The following is a 15,837-nucleotide window of genomic DNA, read 5'->3' on the forward strand; positions in this document are numbered from 1 at the left end:
TTTGTCAATCATAACTATGTAATGGTTAAAAATAATAAAAAGTGAGTTCCGAAAAATTTCTTGAGCTGTAAGAGCTCTAAATTTTCCAGAATAACTTTTTAACTTACACAGTTAGTGAGACACTACCTATGAGATATTTGTCGGACTAGCCCGACAAATATCTCATAAAATATTAGTATTTTTAACCTAATAATCTGTAACGCTTATTTAGGACTAGTCAGATTTGGGAGATAAATTTTGATTTATATCTTTCCATATACTTTTTCTCTTTCTGTACGCCACTCATAATATGATAAATAACTGGGCTGAAACTCTAATCCTATACATCCTGCATCTTCAATTTCTTTTTTTAGCTTTTCTGAAACATAGTATCCGATTCCCCCTGTAACATTTCTTAAAGCAAAAAAGTCTTCATTAATTATCTCTTCATTTAATATCAATTTATCTATCGTTATTTTCTCAATATTTTCTTTAGCTTTTTCAACGTATATATTGAATTCATCATTATCATTTATACTAAGATCTATATTTCTGGTAGAATATGTTATATCAAAATCATCATCTTTTTTTTCGTAAATAATTCTACTTCGTTTAAAGTTTATAAATTCCTGATTAAATTCAAACATATTTAATAACCAATAATCATCATATATTTCCTTATTTCTTAATATATTAATATTGAAAAATTGCATACCCGTCTTCCTATTTTTCTCCAGTATAATTTTTAATTTTCCACTTACAATTAACATGGAGGAGATAGGACCTCCTTGCATAATTAAATCATTTACTTTCGAGTTCTTAAAAAGCTCTATATCTAATAGATATGGTTCAAAATCTATTTTTTCATGATTTATATTTCCCACAAAATTTGGAATCTCCCAATAAAGTAATTCCATAGTTGGAGGAATTTTAAGTTTATATTCTTTGATGTAATCTCCATTTCCTCTAACTTTTATATTTGATGTAAAATTTATTTTGTAATAATTCATAGTTAAAATATTAAATCATTTAAATGAGTGTTAGGATTACTAATAATAGCTTGTTTAGCTTTTTTTAATATAGCCATTAATTCTTTATAAGCTTGTTCTTCTGTTAAATTTGGTGGTAATTCTTCTAATTTTGTAAAAATAAGATCATTATAATCAAAATGATTATACTTATTTCTCCATGAAGCAACAGGAATCCCATTTAATGCTTCATTTAGATGAAAAGCATTCTTAGACTTTGCGGCTTTCTGTACTACAGGATGTGTTTGTATTTTAGAGGCCCACGGTATAATATGATGTGCTTGTTGTGTAACATCCTTTAACTTTAAAACTTTCCTTAATTGATTTGAGTATCCAAATTTAATTAAACCATCGTTTCCAACAATCCATTTTAAAACTTGCCTAGAGGTAATATCTGATGCTGCTTTATTCAAAACCTTAACCCCCATTTTAGTACTTGCAGATATCCAACCTACAACAGGAACACTACTTGCAAGACTTAAAGTTCCATTTAAGTTATCTCCAATAGAATAATATATCGCTGCATTTGTTAAGTCACACACTTCTCCTATCAAGGGAACTAAACCACCTAAATCCAGTAGTAATTGTAATGTTTCTCGAGAAGCTTCCCAGAGACATTTCCCTTTACTCCATTCGGGGTAAAACTTCCTATTCAATTGATAATTAGCGATAACTAATTTTGTTTTCTCATCAATAAAAGCCTGAGGAACAAAAATAATTGAATGACAACATTGATTAAGAACTGATTTAATCTGTACAGCCGTCATCGTCTCAATATCTGCATAAGAAACAAAAGCCACAAACGCTTCATTCGATTCCTTTATAAACTCCTCTTCATACGGAGAGGCCTCAATTTCTTTATTGATTACTATATATTCTTGAATCTTATCGCTAGATAGCAAAGAAATACTCTTTTGAAATGTTTGACTATATCCTTCTAAAAACCATTTCCTAAACTGGGCAGCTGTTATGGTATTAGGAAGGTTCGACTTTAAAACGGTAGTGATAAATTTTCTTGAATCTTCACTGCTATTAGCATCATAGTAATTTTTTAATTCCTCATAAAAATCTGAATTTGAAGGATCATTAATCATATCCTTTAAATCCGAAGGAAGGCTTTTTACATATAAAAAAAATGTACTTAACGTTACGGTTGGAGTCGTTGGAATTCCTGTGCAGTTTCCATCTCCTACATCTTCTGTAGGATCAAAAGGTCCTGTAGCAATTCCATTTCCATTGCAAGGGATTGAGGAACCCCCACCGGGAACGTAAGTCCCTCCTTCGGTACCTGAACTACTCCCATCTCCGCCTCCTGTACTAGGATTATTAGTATCACTGATAAAATCACATCGGTATGTCATAGTCATATGCACTCCTGGTTTTCTATCTGCCTTACAATTTTCCCATTCAGAGGTGTTATTTTCATTGTGGGTCGAAACCCCATTGTGAACATCACTACAACCTCTAATGGTATATGTTTCTACAAATCCACACGTTGTCATACCTGCTCCTTTTGAAATCGGAGTAAAGATTTCTTTTGAAAGCTCCGTTATAGTAACCTTATCTTTTATGTTCACATACCCCTTTGCTTGTAATGTTAGTTTTTCTTGCTTGGTGAGATTGTAAGAAACAAGTAGTTCTTTATAAGTTCCATCAGGGAGTGGTGTTAGTACAAGATTTTCTAATGGAGAATCGTCTGATGAGTTACTCCGTATAAGATTAAATGTGTAGGTATGATAGTTGAGCCCATTCTCTATATAAGTTATGTTATCAGTGTCAATATAAACATCCTCACTTGTTGTTTTACCGAGTTTATTGGGCGTGTTTTTAATTTTTTCTAACTCTAAATTAAGGGATGCTTTATGCCGGCTTTGATCCAGCCGTATCGTTTTTGAGGAAAGCTGAAAAGGACTGTTCGTAATATGTGTTTCATTCTCGGTAAGAAGATCATTACTCCTGCAAGAATTTAGAAAAAAGATATTTGTTACTAATAAAAGTAACATACAAATACAATTGTTCTTCATTAATTATTTTTTAGTATAAATGTAGATGAGTACAGCTATTCATTTTAACAAATCATTATTTAGTGAATTAATAAACGGCTGCAATATTACATAAAAACATTGAAAATAAAATAGATATTCCCATATCTTACTGTAATTTTTATATACCAAAACTAACTATTAAAAACGTCAAAATTCGACGTGTTATAAATTTTTATAGGAAATATATATGTGTTGAATAAGTTAATTATGTATAACTTATTTATCTCGCGAAACTGCTTGCTATAGTAGAAGGTTTATATTTTTATGGTAAAACTTTATATTTACCTTTTTTAAAATAAGGTATGCAAGAAGTATTATAAAAAATGGCTCAGGCGCAAAAGTTGGGAAAATTTTTAATACTGTTATCTTTGCTGTATTTTTTGCTTAGTTCTCAAATCCTTAGATATTACAAAATCTGTGGCTATGACTAAACTAGCCCACTGGTTCAAAGAGGTGGAAGAGATGGGTTTTAAATCCTTCAACACACTAACTAAAACAGTAATGAATCATTATAGGGATATCTTAAACTATTTTGATAATAGAAGTACCCAATACTTCAGCAGAGTCTTTTAATGCGAAAATCAAAAACTTTAGATTACAACTCAGAGGAGTAAAAGACAGAATCTTTTTTTTATTCAGATTATCCAAACTTTTTGCCTAGCCACCAAACTTTGCGCCTGATCCTTATTATTGAATAAAATTTAAACAGGCTCTAAATAAAAATCAGAAACTTTAGAAAGTCCCTGATTTAGTCCCTAAGTATTGTAAGTTGTTAGTTTACAAGTTTGTTTGCAGAGAGGAAGGGATTCGAACCTAATTTCGTTTGTTTCTGATTAATAGTTGTTTATGTTTTTCGAAATAGGCAAAAAGTAATCATTATTTACTCTTTTTTTACTCTTCTTTACTCAAATGTTCTGGTTAGATAATTATTTTTAAAAGCCTAATAAAGGCTCGTTTTTTCTTTTTAATTAGTGATTATACTACAACGAAGGTTTGATAATACATTTTAAATATTCTTTATATGCTTCGCCATTTAATTTTTGTACATTTTCAAATATGTACAATTTAAAATCATCTATTATGTTTTTTGTTAATAAGTTTATATCAGCGGTTGTTAGGGGGATAAAAGCACTGTATTTATATTTTCCTGAGCTAATATCTATATCAATTTTAGTAGTTTTTTTTATTTTTTGACCATTTGATAATAAAATTATTACCCCCGTTCCATCTACAACTGGTGTTGATCCATAAGTTTTCAATGAGATAAAATAACCATTGTTTTTTACAAATGAAATAGGTTCTAATAATGGGGAGTATTTTGTTATTTTATTTGTGAATTTATCTTTCTTAATATCAATTTTAGAACAATAATGCTCTTCAGGGAAAATTAACGGTTCAGATGTTTTGAATGGAAACCTACTTGGTGTTTTGGAGTCATATAAGAAATATACTGAATTGCCTTCTTCATCTTTTAAAAGTAATATATAATCCCCTAATATTTTATCAATTTTTTTATAATCTGTGAGCAAAAATTTTTTATCCACAACATCAATGTAATTTGATCCAGAGTGTCCCTTCTTTCTTTTATATGTATCCGAGTGATTCATTTCTTCTGATGTATATAAATAATCAAAACCAAATTTTTGAAAATCTTCATTCTTGGGTAATGCAATAAGATATTTTCCTTTTAATAATTCTAAATCGTCGCCAACAAAATATTTAATATCATAACCTAATAAGTTGGTTTGTGAAAAATATAATGAAACCATAAAAAGTCCAAAGAATAAAATTACTTTTTTCATATTATATTTTTTAATTAAAGTTCCACTTCTTTTTTTCGGATAAGAAAAATTCTTTTAAACTCACCAATAAAGAAATCTTGATCTGGATAATCATCTTTGTTTTCATTGTCAGATGAAAGTGTTATGATTCCCTGTTTATATTTTGATATTCTTTTATATAATATTCCTTTTGTAGGATGCCATAAGCAATAAATTTTTTGTTTTTTAAAAGTTTTTGGATCATTCCAAAATATTTCTGAAATAGGCTCACACCACACCCATTCAAGAGGCAATAGTGTTGGAGACATACTGTAATTATTTTCTTTAACTTGAATTCTGTAATAAGGATCAGTAATTTTTTCTTCAACCCTTACCAATACTTCTTCTTCCATGAAATTTTGTTCTATATAATCTTCTGAAAAAAAATGTTGTTGCAATCCCGCAAATCCAGGAATAGGTATTGTTATTACCCTTTGACGAACAAGTCCTGATGCATCTAAAATTCGATCTTTTTCTTTATGTCCATTATTTTTTTTAACCTCTTTTAATTTCTTTAGAACAGCTTCTTTGGTTGGGTTGAGTGGTATGTTTTCTACATTTTGTGTATAATTTTCTATGATTTTTTGAGCAACTTTAGATATATTTCTTTCTCCATACTCCCAACTTTTTACTGTTCTTACAGAAGATCCTGTTATTTGTGCTAAATCTTCTTGTGACAAGTTATATCTCGTCCTAAAGTTTTTAATGTCTAATTTATTCATACTTAGTTGTTTATAAAATTTAACAAAATTTTAACACACATTTGGGTGTGTTTTTATTTTGAAAATATACACATTGTGTATTATATTTGTTTCAACAAAACAACAGGACAAATATACTTAAAAATTGGAATTACAAAACATATGAAAACATTGACAAGACTATCAGTAATCAATAGGGAGAATTTTTTGAAAAGTGTTTATCAACCAATTTTAGGTAAAAAGTTTAGTGAAGTTCCCATAAATGTGTGGAAAAAGGGGAATAGAGCTTTAGATCTTCTTCTTGAAATTCAATCAAGATATGAGAGTGATGCTAAAATGTATCAAGAGACTCAGAAAGTTGAAATTACTTGGGAAATGATAACTGGAAATGGAAAATATAGTTTAGACTAAAAAATAAATAATCATGACATTTAATTATAATACATGTATAAGTGAACAACTTACAAATTATTTTAAAGATTACACAACAGAAATAGACGTTGCCAAGGCTTGCGAAAAATCAAAAATTGGATTTCACACATTAAGAAGATTAAGACTTGGTGAAATCAATGTTTCTAATAAAGCTAATGAAAATGCTCTTATTGAATTAATGAGGTTAGCTATAAAAAATGCGGAAAATAATATTCATCATGCCATAGAATGTAAAAATGGTTTAACTGAAATACTTGATTGTGTATGAGCTCAGAAATTGACTACAAAATTGCAACTGATTATCTGAATAAACTTCCGGAGAATATAAAAATAGAATTGTGTAACCGAACACTTGGGCAAGTGAATGATAAAAAACAACCTAAACGTAAAATTCGGAAGTTTTGCTCAGAACATATTAATATCCTTATTAAAAATGGAAAGTTATGAGGGTATTTGTAATAAAATCCAGATAAAATTAAATATGAAATCATCAAAGTTATACATTATCACAAGAGAGAACGATTTGCTAATAAGAGAAATTGAATTTGAAAACGAAACCTCAATAATAGTTAAATCAAGATTCTATGCCAATATTTTAATCATTTATGATAAATCAGAAAATGTTTTTAAATCAGAAAATGAAGCTTTGAGATTTCAGATCTTAACTCAACAACGATCGAAAAAAGAATTATAATGAACAACCATTTAAAATTTATAAAATGACAGACTTAAAAAAATTATTTACGGGAGGAGATTTTGAATTATTGAATCAAATTATTGATGATCATCCTACTGCCGATTTTGGGATGAAAATATTTTGTGAGATTGTTTTAAACTCTCCTTGTAATAATGATGAAGAAAAAGAAGAATATGAAAGAGAAAAAGAAAAGCGTCTTAGAAAAAACCATGAAGAAAGAAAACAAAAAGAAGAGCAATGTATTGAGTTAAAATTCAAACTTCTACAACTTAAAAAAATGATTGTTTCATCGTGAAATTCCCAATGGATAAATGCATTAAAATAATTAATCTTTAAATATTTACAAAAATGGAAAATCAAAAAAAAGATTTGGTTTTAGCAAACCTAAATGAAATGCCGAATTTACATGAAGCGGCTGAAAGTCCACGTGAATTAACTTCGGAATACTGGACTCCTGAAAAAGAAGGAGAATATAAAGTAGGAGTAATCATTGATTTAAGAGATGAGCCTTGCTTGACAGAAGAAGGAGAAACTATTATGCTTCCTTGTATTGTTATGATTTCACAAAGACAAGACAAAAGCTTTGAAACTATCAGGAACGGATCCAAGAGATTGGTTGCAGCTATTGAAAGTGCGTTAGATGGAGGTGAGGTTGTTATGGGGCAAACTCCGGTAAAAGTGTCTTTTGTTGGTAAAAAGAAAAATAAAAGTAATTCTTATTCATCTGACAGATGGTCAGTTAGATCGATAATCATTTAAGTATGAATATTGAAAATTTAAAAAACTCCCTGCCTGACTTGCATCAGGCAGAAGTTTCAGAAAAAGATTTTGATACAATTGATTACACTCGTCCGTTAAATGAGTATCCAACTGCCGAAAAAATATCAGATTTCTTATTGAGCAAAAATACCAAAAATATTCACATTTATACCGAAGATTTGAATGTTAATGGAATAGCTGTTCAGGATTCTATGGAAAAATACCTAGCAAAAGATGCTTTACAAAGTTCGCATTTTAAAAAGGCTTTGATTTCCCCGTTACATTTGGGTTTCTCTTTAGATGATGATAAAGCAGAACTTGAAAAATTACAAGAAAAGAAAGATAATTTAGAATTGGGAACCTTTCTTCATGAATGTATCCTTGAACCCACAAAATTTTCAAGAGTGATAGTAGAGCCTAAATCATCCCTGGCCTCAAGGGAAGGGGTGGAAACACTTATTAAGTTTTGGAAAGCGACTATTGAAGAGCAAGGTTTTGGAATCAATTCACAAGGTGAACAAATACCCGTTTTTCAAACATTTGAAGAAGCCAAGAATCATGTGAACGGTTTAGGATTGAACCTTGAAAAACAAGATGGATTAAAAGCCTATTATAGAAGCTTAGTTAGTTTATCCGGAAAGGCCCCGGTGAGTGAAGAGCACTTCTTAAAAATTCAAATTCTCAAAAAACAATATGATCGTTATGGAGGTGGAATTCTGAAAGAAATTTTAAAACATTCAAAGCGTGAAATTTCATTTTATACAGAACAAGACGGAGTAGAATTGAAAGTAAGACCTGATGCGATACAATTTGAAGAAAATATAGGTGTTAATGCTATTATTTCCATAAAATCAACTGCTTGTGAGGATTTAAGGGCTTTTTATTACAATGCGGCAAAGCTTGATTATGATTTATCAGAAGGGATGTATCAGGAAATTGTTTCCAAAGTTACAGGCCGAGATTTTAATACCACTATTATGATTATGCTTCAGACCGTTGAACCTTATGGAATAGCTGTTTTTGTATGGTCTGGTGAAGATATTGAAATGGGGAAATATAAATTTCGAACGGGTTTTCAAATTGCAAAAGAATGTCAGAAAAAGAAACATTACGCAGGCTATGAATCCTTTGCCGAAGAAGGCAATTTTGGATTGATCCAAATGCAGTTGCCCTTATGGAATAATAAAGTATTACTCCCCACTCATATTTAAATTATGATTTTATTTAATAAAAAAATTAAAGCACAATACTTAAACGATGGAGATGATTTAAACGATTGGATTAGAGAAGACGTAGTTCTGACAGGAAGGGACATGATTTTTATAGCGGACAATTGTTCCGCTATTTTAGACTGGTTAGTAATAGTCAATGGAGGATTGGATTTAACGATTAATCCGGACGATTATGTTTACCTCATTGTGCATTTTTCTCATATTCTTGAGTCTTTTCACAGAATATAATCACCTAAAACTATAATCAAAATGGAATCGATAATTAACAGAAACGCAGCCTATCTGGCTATAATCAGTGAGTTGGCTGAAAAAAGGCAATATATTTTTAATGTCATTGAACTATATCCCAATGTTACTTCTAAGGATATTGAAAAGCTGACATTTTTACGCCCTAATCAAATTACAAGTAGAGTTTCAGAATTAAAAAATTTATTTTTCATTAAAGAATCCGGAAGTAGAGAAAACCACTATTCGAAAAGAGGTAATACTACCTACCGAATTGTAGAGAGTATGGAGGAAAGAATTGATTTAATTAATGCTGCTTTTGTGAGTCTGCGAGATGAAAAAAGCAGCCTTGAAATGGATTATCATCTCAACATAAGTAATTATACAAGAGAGAGTATTGATAAGAAAATTAAAAAGATTAAACGTCAATTAAAATCTCTGGGAAAAATTTTAAATACCATCCAACAAGCCGCTTAAACAGATTAAAAATGCCTAAAATTTTCGGACGAATACTAAAAAAACAAAAGATTGAAGGAAAGATTATTAGGGTGAATTTGATTATTGAAGAAGATACAGACAATCAATTTTGCATACAAACCAGACCTAATAATTTTCACAAGATTATAGACCTTGATACGGGGGATTTTGTACAGATTGAATATCGAAATGAAATATCTGAACACGATAAAAATACTTTTAATAACCTGATACTTGAAAATATTCAAAAAATAAGATGACAGCACCGGCATTTCAATTATACGCTCAGGATTTTTTGACAGGATGTATTTTTTTGACTAATGAAGAAGTAGGTATTTACATCAGAATATTAACCAAACAATGGACTGACGGTAAAATACCCAAAAAGAGACTTGGGTTTTTAGTGGGTTTTGAATGGGATACGTTTTCTGAAGAATTAAAAGAGAAATTTATAGATGAAGGAGGGTTTATTTATAACAAAAGACTGGAAAATGAACGTGAAAAGCATACAAATTTTCATAAAAAACAGGTTGAAAATGGTAAAAAAGGGGGGCGTCCAAGAAAAAATATACCGCTTGAAAATGTAGATAATATTGCTGATTTAGAAGGAGATAAAAAACCAACTAAAACCCAAACAGAAACCCAGATAAAAGCCCAAAAAAGCTCTTCTATATATGAAGATGAAGATGAAATAGAAATAGAAGAAGAAATAGAAAAAGAAAAAAAAGGGGGTATGGGGGAAAAGAAAACTGAAGAACAGAATCAAGAAGAAACCCCAAAACCAAAAAAAGAAATGGTACTGATCATACCTGAAGACTTTGAAGAACTATGGGATGAATGGAAAGAATATCGAAAGGCCAAAAAGAAAAAGCCTTATGCGGGGATAAAATGGGAGCAAAATGCATTGAACCGATTTTTAGAGCTATCCAACGATGATCCTGCCTTAGGCAGAAAAGTTTTAGATCAAACCACTTCCCAAAATTGGGAAGGACTTTTTAAACTCAGAGAAAATGAACAACCCAATGATCACAATACAGACCACAACATTAGACGCCTCCGAAATGATACCAGTAAAGTTTCTGGGACATCAGAAATTATTTCCGGTGCACGTTATACAGAATTTACCTGACATCGTTAAAAGAGATATTCTTTATCCCAAACTCAATGATAAAGCACTTGGGGCTGTTGAAAGAGAAAAAGTGACCAAAAGATTAATCTCTATGCTTCAGATAAAATTTGACTTCAGGCCAAAAGAATCCGAAGCTGACGAACTAAGCCCTCAAGAAATAGCAATGGCAGAGTTTGGTTCTTTTATCCGTCAATATTCGCTTACGGGTGAAGAAGTCCTGGAGGCTTACAGAATGGGGGTAAGAAAACAGCTTTGCGATGTTAAGGGCGAAATTATTCAGATTTACCCCAATCTTTCCATCATTCAGGCGGGTGAAGTTTTAAATGCTTACATGGATTATCGAAGGGAAAATAAGCAACATACCAATGGTGTTGAAAAATTAAAGGCTCTAGTGTATCCCCCAAAAGAAATTTCAGCAGAAGAAATAAAAGAGGTTAGAAAAAGAAACAAAGAAACCTTCTTGAGAGCCCTTGAAGAAAATCAACCCTGCGAACATTCTTTTCTTTATTTCAATGAAGTGATTAAAAGAGGGGGCTTGAAATCCTTCTTAGCAAACAAAGAGGCTGTAAAAATCGCGATTTATAATAAAATGAAGAGTATGCTTGAAAAGGAAAAAATAAAACAAAAATCAGCCTATTTTAACGTTTTTGAAATTTCTCATTTATCCCATTATTTTACCCACCAGCTGGACGAACTTCCAGTTGCGGTGAAATTTGCTTTTGAAAAGTTACAAACAATAGCTATGATTCAATTAAAAAACGACCTAACTTACAACTGGTTTAGAAAACAGATTATTAAAAAAATCAAAATTAAAATATTAGAATTAAAAATAGGCCAAGAGGTCATTATTAACACTAAAAAGTATGCATATAAAGGTATCCAAAAGAAAAGAATAAAAGATATTGAAACAACCGAAAAAGTTATTTTTGAAGATCTGGAAACTAAAGACGAAAAGCTATTTGAGCTTACTGTGCTTAATAAAAAATTAAAAGAAAAGAATGGTGTAATTGAATTTGGATGAGTAAGAAAATATTAATCATATTAAAACGTTGATAATAATATAATCCTATTCTTTAAACAAAAAATATAATGAAATATTGAAAGAATAATGATAGAACACGTAAGAGAATTTGTTGAAGCTCAAAGGCCGAAACAGGAACTAGAAACAGTAAAAACACAATATGAAAAAAAATGTAAAGCCAACACTAGCCCAATTAAAAACAATACCTGCCATAAAATTTTCAATGGATGAAAAAGAAAGATCAAAAGCTGTTTTGGAAAAAGTAAAACTGCAAAATAAAAAAGTGGTAATGCTTCCTAAAGGATATTCTAAAGAATGGGAAAAGGCGAAGGAAGCAAGGGAACAACGAAAAATAAATAAAGCGAATTTATGAAGCATGGCTCTCTATTGGTGGAAAATTAAAAAGAAACCAACCATTTTGTATTATTTATTACCAATAAAAGAAAGCTAAACATTAATCCAAAATTAACCCAGAAAGATCCAATGGTTTTCTCTGGGTTTTTGTTTGTTGATAGTTGAAAATTAATTTGTTATATTGAAAAAAAATTTGCATTTTTGTATGGTAATTCATGGTGGGTTTCTGCCAAAGTTCAACACGATTTCAAGGTGATGGTACTACCATAGTGTATCAAATTCTTCATGGAGTGCATTCCAAATTGCACAATGTTTCCTTCAAGTGAATATAATTCTTGGAAGCATCTATAATCAGACATTATCATAATAAATCGATTTCGCAGCTCATAAAGCTTGCAACAAAATATTTTAACAATTTCATCCGGCAAAGAGGAACTTCGGGCGGGTATTTTACTTGTATAAGTTGTGGAAGAACCCAATCTATATCTCAGCTCAATGCCGGACATTTTTATTCGGCAGGAGCTCATGCTGTAACAAGATTCGATGAAGATAATACCTGGGAGCAGTGTATACGTTGCAATCTTCATCTTCACGGAAACCTTACTTATTATAGGAAAGGACTAGAACAAAAAATAGGACTCAATCGTCTAAGAAAATTAGATGAAAAAATTGCTATGTCTAGACATACTCATTTCCGCTGGGATCGATTTTCATTGATAGAGATTATTGAACGATATAAAAGTAAGGTCTTGTGAGTGAGTTGGAAATAAATAGAATGAGGAATTTACCACAATAACCGAATTAAGAAGTAAGGGTGTAAAGAGCAGATACCCTGGTAGCCTATCCCTCAGGCTTGGGTTAGACACAGTGAGATTGGCAAAGAGGTCTTTTCACCTTATTGTTTTTCATCCTTTTTAAATCTCACAAGGGCGTGTCCACTTACGAGAGGGTGGAATTTTAACTAATAGAAATGAACAATTTATCCAATACCAACTTTCGTTCAAAAAATGTAATTCTGTATGGGGAAGCAAGACAAGAATAATGGAAGAACACCAGATGGGAAATTTACTAAAGGTAACAAGCTCTCCGTTGGTAATGAAGGCGGTCGCCCATTAAAGTTCAAGAGACCAAAAGAGCTTGAAATACTTTGTAAAAGATATTTTGAATGGGCAGATCAAACCCCCTGGATAAAAAATGATGTTATTAGAAGTGGCGATCATGCCGGGGCTCCTTTACATATACCTACACAACGACCTTATACTCTGGTGGCATTATGTCATCATTTAGGAATATCAAAAGCATGTTGGAAAGATTATGAAGAAAGAACGGAGTTTTTTGATGTTACAATGTGGGCGAGGGAAAAAATAGAGAATCAACAAATTGAGGGGGCTTTAGTAGGAGTTTTTAATGCCAATCTAACAGCCAGAATTCAAGGAATAGCTGAAAAGAAGCAACATGAAGGAAATAAAGAAGCTCCAATAGTCACTGAATCCACGACTAAAGTCATATTTGAGGACTATTCACAAAACCCAGGTATCATCCCAAAACAACCCTAATCCTTTTGAAATGCTGATAAGTCATCCATTTTCTCATTTATATAAACCTGTATTTGAAACCCATGCGAGATATATTCCTTTATGGGGAGGACGTGGACGTGGTGGTTCTTATACTGCAACAGCATTGTTTTTATTTTGGCTTAATAATCTCCCTTATTTTAGAGGGTATTTAATGCGTGAAATTTTAGGGGATGTTCGGGATTCACTTTTTCAAGACATGAAAGATCGAATTGAAGAAGCTGGAATTCCTGAGAACTTTTATCGAATCAATGAACATGAAATGGCTATAAAACATCCCTATAATGGAAATTACATTCATGCTAAGGGATTTAAGAAAGCATCCTCAAAGCAAAGAGCCAAATTAAAATCACTTGCGGGTGCCACCCATATCATTATTGAAGAAGCGGATGAAATTTCGGAGGAGGATTTTAACCAATTGGATGAATCATTAAGAACCATAAAAGGAGATATTAAAATTATTCTACTTTTCAACCCTCCACCCAAGGATCATTGGATTTTGAGACGCTGGTTTGACTTAGTAGATAGTGATGTTGAAGGGTATTACCAAGCAGTACCCAAAAATAGTCCAGAAGTACTATCCATATTTTCTACCTATTATGATAACCTTGCTAATATCACCCAATCCACAATAAACCTGTATGAGAATTACAAAGAAAATAATGCTCATCGTTATTACACCACTATTGCAGGATTAATTTCGGAGGGAGTTAAAGGCCGGGTGTTCGGAAATTGGCAAAGAATACCCCAGCAAGATTATGTGAATTTACCGTATTTAGAAATATTGGGTCTTGACTTCGGATTTAATGATCCGATTGCGCTAGTAGGAAGGAAGCTTTATAAATCAGAATTGTTTGCTCATGAATACCTCTATGAAGTAGGGCTTACTAATAAGGATTTAGTAGAGCGGTTGGTATCCCTTGGAATATCAAAGCGGACTTTAATCATTGCTGATTCTGCTAACCCAAAAGATATTGAGGATTTACGAAAGAATTACGGATACAACGTTCAGTCCGCTTATAAAGGGAAGGACAGTATTCTAAATGGTATTAAGAAGATCAAAGAATACACTACTTATATCACTTCAACATCTGACAACTTTTGGTATGAATATCAGCATTACTGTTATACCCTAGATCAGTATGGAAAGCCCACTGACTCACCTGTAGATAAGAATAATCATTGTATTGATCCTTTGAGATATTCAATCCATGAGAAACCGAGAAAAAGTTATTCAGTGTATTAATAGTGATGATGCTAATGAATTTTTTTAAGAGAAAGGAAAAGATTCTTGCAACACCTCACCAAGGTGATGCTAATAGTAATGATCAAGTAAAATATGGATTTAACAATTTAACTCAGCATCAATTTCAATTGCTATTAAAATATGGTAAAGCATCAGCTAACATTGGAGGATTTAAAAGTAAAGCGTTCATTGAACTTCCCTATGGAATGGTAAAAAAAGATGTTCCGGCACTTTTAAAAGATGATAAAGTAGTTGAAGCTATTAATCTTATTATGGAATGTCAATATGAAAAGTTTGAGTTAGGAAATTCCTCAGGGAATGAAGTGTTTGGATTCTTAATTTGGATATTGAGTCAATATGAATTTATTAAGAGGATTGAATCAAGGCATCTTCATTCTGATCCGGACCCTGAAATGTTAGCTGCCGGAATATCAAGGCTGAACGAATTTGGTGAAATGAGTGTAATTGACAATCTGGCTAACGGAAAGATACTAGAATATGATAGAATAGAAGCATTACCCTATTTCAAAGTATACCAAAAGCTAAAACTGGACAAGATAATAAGAGAAATAAATAAAAAGTATCAAAAAATAATTGAAGAAAAAACCAGGAAGAAATGAATATAGTGAGCTTCTTTAAACAAGTAGTCGAAAGATATAATGATGAAAGTAAATGCGGCTTTTGCTGGGCTTTTAAAGCTCCACTTTCAGAAAGTGGATTAAGCAGGGCACAACTAAGAGAAGAAGATGAGTGTTGTTTACAATTATTCATTACGGACTATGAAACCGATACAGGATATAGGATGAATGAAAAAACAGGCCTTTCCCATAGAAAGTATTGTGATCATAGCTTCACGTTGTACGTGGTTAAACCTTCAGATATAGGCCTAAATGTGTATAATGAAATACCCGGACATCCCATTAATGAAAGTCTATGGGAAACCATACTCGCACCTATTCAAAATTGTATAGGCTGTGGAAATGAATTTGATCTGTGCGAAATGGGCTATTCTTTTGATATTCTAAGATGGAAGATGAAAACCGTTCAATTCAAAGAAGATCACAATTATACAGGATGGAGAATTTTAGGTTTATTCAGACAATTTATAATATAAAAAT

Annotated in this window: 21 protein-coding genes; 17 read left to right on the top strand and 4 right to left on the bottom strand. The window is 31.5% G+C overall.

What is annotated here, in order from left to right; genetic code table 11:
- Positions 1 to 242: 242 nt before the first annotated feature.
- On the bottom strand, positions 243 to 989 hold the full coding sequence (locus CHRY9293_RS07895; RefSeq protein ID WP_162032503.1) for an imm11 family protein: 747 nt from the start codon (positions 987 to 989) through the stop codon (positions 243 to 245).
- Between the two features lie 2 nt (positions 990 to 991).
- Positions 992 to 3,010 (bottom strand): AHH domain-containing protein, encoded by a 2,019-nt coding sequence (locus tag CHRY9293_RS07900; protein ID WP_228455493.1) that lies wholly within the window; start codon positions 3,008 to 3,010, stop codon positions 992 to 994.
- 504 nt (positions 3,011 to 3,514) lie between these two features.
- On the opposite strand from CHRY9293_RS07900, the gene CHRY9293_RS18685 reads away from it, so the two are divergent.
- Positions 3,515 to 3,625: a transposase gene (locus tag CHRY9293_RS18685; protein ID WP_238476823.1), complete on the top strand. Its 111-nt coding sequence runs from the start codon at positions 3,515 to 3,517 to the stop codon at positions 3,623 to 3,625.
- Positions 3,626 to 4,032: 407 nt separating this feature from the next.
- Here CHRY9293_RS18685 and CHRY9293_RS07910 read toward each other — a convergent pair whose 3' ends face one another.
- Both CHRY9293_RS07910 and CHRY9293_RS07915 read right to left on the bottom strand, forming a co-directional pair.
- Positions 4,033 to 4,854 (bottom strand): hypothetical protein, encoded by an 822-nt coding sequence (locus tag CHRY9293_RS07910; RefSeq protein WP_122548138.1) that lies wholly within the window; start codon positions 4,852 to 4,854, stop codon positions 4,033 to 4,035.
- A gap of 14 nt (positions 4,855 to 4,868) precedes the next feature.
- Positions 4,869 to 5,594, bottom strand: a complete 726-nt coding sequence (locus tag CHRY9293_RS07915) for a helix-turn-helix domain-containing protein (RefSeq protein ID WP_162032505.1) — start codon at positions 5,592 to 5,594, stop codon at positions 4,869 to 4,871.
- A 141-nt stretch (positions 5,595 to 5,735) separates the two neighbouring features.
- Between CHRY9293_RS07915 and CHRY9293_RS07920 the strand changes: the two genes are divergently transcribed.
- The 16 genes from CHRY9293_RS07920 (at position 5,736) to CHRY9293_RS08000 (ending at position 15,833) form a co-directional block, all read left to right on the top strand.
- Positions 5,736 to 5,984: a hypothetical protein gene (locus CHRY9293_RS07920; RefSeq protein WP_147473955.1), complete on the top strand. Its 249-nt coding sequence runs from the start codon at positions 5,736 to 5,738 to the stop codon at positions 5,982 to 5,984.
- A gap of 13 nt (positions 5,985 to 5,997) precedes the next feature.
- A complete protein-coding gene (locus CHRY9293_RS07925) occupies positions 5,998 to 6,273 on the top strand; it encodes a hypothetical protein (RefSeq protein ID WP_162032506.1) in 276 nt (91 codons plus the stop codon).
- Between the two features lie 451 nt (positions 6,274 to 6,724).
- Positions 6,725 to 6,997, top strand: a complete 273-nt coding sequence (locus CHRY9293_RS07935; RefSeq protein ID WP_162032508.1) for a hypothetical protein — start codon at positions 6,725 to 6,727, stop codon at positions 6,995 to 6,997.
- A gap of 53 nt (positions 6,998 to 7,050) precedes the next feature.
- Positions 7,051 to 7,461: a hypothetical protein gene (locus tag CHRY9293_RS07940; RefSeq protein WP_162032509.1), complete on the top strand. Its 411-nt coding sequence runs from the start codon at positions 7,051 to 7,053 to the stop codon at positions 7,459 to 7,461.
- A gap of 2 nt (positions 7,462 to 7,463) precedes the next feature.
- Positions 7,464 to 8,672, top strand: a complete 1,209-nt coding sequence (locus CHRY9293_RS07945; protein WP_162032510.1) for a PD-(D/E)XK nuclease-like domain-containing protein — start codon at positions 7,464 to 7,466, stop codon at positions 8,670 to 8,672.
- Positions 8,673 to 8,774: 102 nt separating this feature from the next.
- Positions 8,775 to 8,921 (top strand): hypothetical protein, encoded by a 147-nt coding sequence (locus CHRY9293_RS07950; protein WP_162032511.1) that lies wholly within the window; start codon positions 8,775 to 8,777, stop codon positions 8,919 to 8,921.
- A 21-nt stretch (positions 8,922 to 8,942) separates the two neighbouring features.
- A complete protein-coding gene (locus tag CHRY9293_RS07955) occupies positions 8,943 to 9,395 on the top strand; it encodes a hypothetical protein (RefSeq protein WP_162032512.1) in 453 nt (150 codons plus the stop codon).
- Between the two features lie 11 nt (positions 9,396 to 9,406).
- Positions 9,407 to 9,655, top strand: coding sequence for a hypothetical protein (locus tag CHRY9293_RS07960; RefSeq protein ID WP_122548128.1), 249 nt, complete (start codon positions 9,407 to 9,409; stop codon positions 9,653 to 9,655).
- Positions 9,652 to 10,524 (top strand): DUF1376 domain-containing protein, encoded by an 873-nt coding sequence (locus CHRY9293_RS07965; RefSeq protein ID WP_162032513.1) that lies wholly within the window; start codon positions 9,652 to 9,654, stop codon positions 10,522 to 10,524. Before CHRY9293_RS07960 ends, CHRY9293_RS07965 begins: the two co-directional genes overlap by 4 nt.
- On the top strand, positions 10,418 to 11,545 hold the full coding sequence (locus CHRY9293_RS07970) for a hypothetical protein (RefSeq protein WP_162032514.1): 1,128 nt from the start codon (positions 10,418 to 10,420) through the stop codon (positions 11,543 to 11,545). Before CHRY9293_RS07965 ends, CHRY9293_RS07970 begins: the two co-directional genes overlap by 107 nt.
- A 160-nt stretch (positions 11,546 to 11,705) precedes the next feature.
- Positions 11,706 to 11,918, top strand: a complete 213-nt coding sequence (locus CHRY9293_RS07975) for a hypothetical protein (protein WP_162032515.1) — start codon at positions 11,706 to 11,708, stop codon at positions 11,916 to 11,918.
- Positions 11,919 to 12,234: 316 nt separating this feature from the next.
- Positions 12,235 to 12,654 carry a recombination protein NinG gene (locus CHRY9293_RS07980; RefSeq protein WP_162032516.1) on the top strand — a complete coding sequence of 140 codons (420 nt, stop codon included), beginning with the start codon at positions 12,235 to 12,237 and terminating at the stop codon, positions 12,652 to 12,654.
- 264 nt (positions 12,655 to 12,918) lie between these two features.
- Positions 12,919 to 13,455, top strand: a complete 537-nt coding sequence (locus tag CHRY9293_RS07985) for a terminase small subunit (RefSeq protein ID WP_162032517.1) — start codon at positions 12,919 to 12,921, stop codon at positions 13,453 to 13,455.
- A gap of 10 nt (positions 13,456 to 13,465) precedes the next feature.
- Entirely contained in the window at positions 13,466 to 14,719 is a 1,254-nt protein-coding gene (locus tag CHRY9293_RS07990) for a PBSX family phage terminase large subunit (RefSeq protein ID WP_162032518.1), read from the top strand.
- A 14-nt stretch (positions 14,720 to 14,733) separates the two neighbouring features.
- Positions 14,734 to 15,339, top strand: a complete 606-nt coding sequence (locus tag CHRY9293_RS07995) for a hypothetical protein (RefSeq protein WP_162032519.1) — start codon at positions 14,734 to 14,736, stop codon at positions 15,337 to 15,339.
- On the top strand, positions 15,336 to 15,833 hold the full coding sequence (locus tag CHRY9293_RS08000; protein WP_162032520.1) for a hypothetical protein: 498 nt from the start codon (positions 15,336 to 15,338) through the stop codon (positions 15,831 to 15,833). The genes CHRY9293_RS07995 and CHRY9293_RS08000 overlap by 4 nt, the downstream gene beginning before the upstream one ends.
- The last annotated feature ends 4 nt before the right edge of the window (positions 15,834 to 15,837 follow it).

Source organism: Chryseobacterium potabilaquae, from assembly GCF_902728265.1.
Taxonomy (GTDB): Bacteria; Bacteroidota; Bacteroidia; order Flavobacteriales; family Weeksellaceae; genus Chryseobacterium; species Chryseobacterium potabilaquae.

Excerpts from the sequence above, each read along its gene's own strand:
- CHRY9293_RS07955 (WP_162032512.1), top strand. The coding sequence starts at position 8,943 with ATGGAATCGATAATTAACAGAAACGCAGCCTATCTGGCTATAATCAGT.
- CHRY9293_RS07900 (WP_228455493.1), bottom strand. The coding sequence starts at position 3,010 with ATGTTACTTTTATTAGTAACAAATATCTTTTTTCTAAATTCTTGCAGG.
- CHRY9293_RS07950 (WP_162032511.1), top strand. The coding sequence starts at position 8,775 with ATGATTTTTATAGCGGACAATTGTTCCGCTATTTTAGACTGGTTAGTA.
- CHRY9293_RS07965 (WP_162032513.1), top strand. The coding sequence starts at position 9,652 with ATGACAGCACCGGCATTTCAATTATACGCTCAGGATTTTTTGACAGGA.
- CHRY9293_RS07940 (WP_162032509.1), top strand. The coding sequence starts at position 7,051 with ATGGAAAATCAAAAAAAAGATTTGGTTTTAGCAAACCTAAATGAAATG.
- CHRY9293_RS07945 (WP_162032510.1), top strand. The coding sequence starts at position 7,464 with ATGAATATTGAAAATTTAAAAAACTCCCTGCCTGACTTGCATCAGGCA.
- CHRY9293_RS07920 (WP_147473955.1), top strand. The coding sequence starts at position 5,736 with ATGAAAACATTGACAAGACTATCAGTAATCAATAGGGAGAATTTTTTG.
- CHRY9293_RS07895 (WP_162032503.1), bottom strand. The coding sequence starts at position 989 with ATGAATTATTACAAAATAAATTTTACATCAAATATAAAAGTTAGAGGA.
- CHRY9293_RS07990 (WP_162032518.1), top strand. The coding sequence starts at position 13,466 with ATGCTGATAAGTCATCCATTTTCTCATTTATATAAACCTGTATTTGAA.
- CHRY9293_RS07995 (WP_162032519.1), top strand. The coding sequence starts at position 14,734 with ATGAATTTTTTTAAGAGAAAGGAAAAGATTCTTGCAACACCTCACCAA.
- CHRY9293_RS07915 (WP_162032505.1), bottom strand. The coding sequence starts at position 5,594 with ATGAATAAATTAGACATTAAAAACTTTAGGACGAGATATAACTTGTCA.
- CHRY9293_RS08000 (WP_162032520.1), top strand. The coding sequence starts at position 15,336 with ATGAATATAGTGAGCTTCTTTAAACAAGTAGTCGAAAGATATAATGAT.
- CHRY9293_RS07970 (WP_162032514.1), top strand. The coding sequence starts at position 10,418 with ATGATCACAATACAGACCACAACATTAGACGCCTCCGAAATGATACCA.
- CHRY9293_RS07975 (WP_162032515.1), top strand. The coding sequence starts at position 11,706 with ATGAAAAAAAATGTAAAGCCAACACTAGCCCAATTAAAAACAATACCT.
- CHRY9293_RS07985 (WP_162032517.1), top strand. The coding sequence starts at position 12,919 with ATGGGGAAGCAAGACAAGAATAATGGAAGAACACCAGATGGGAAATTT.
- CHRY9293_RS07925 (WP_162032506.1), top strand. The coding sequence starts at position 5,998 with ATGACATTTAATTATAATACATGTATAAGTGAACAACTTACAAATTAT.
- CHRY9293_RS18685 (WP_238476823.1), top strand. The coding sequence starts at position 3,515 with ATGGGTTTTAAATCCTTCAACACACTAACTAAAACAGTAATGAATCAT.
- CHRY9293_RS07910 (WP_122548138.1), bottom strand. The coding sequence starts at position 4,854 with ATGAAAAAAGTAATTTTATTCTTTGGACTTTTTATGGTTTCATTATAT.
- CHRY9293_RS07935 (WP_162032508.1), top strand. The coding sequence starts at position 6,725 with ATGACAGACTTAAAAAAATTATTTACGGGAGGAGATTTTGAATTATTG.
- CHRY9293_RS07960 (WP_122548128.1), top strand. The coding sequence starts at position 9,407 with ATGCCTAAAATTTTCGGACGAATACTAAAAAAACAAAAGATTGAAGGA.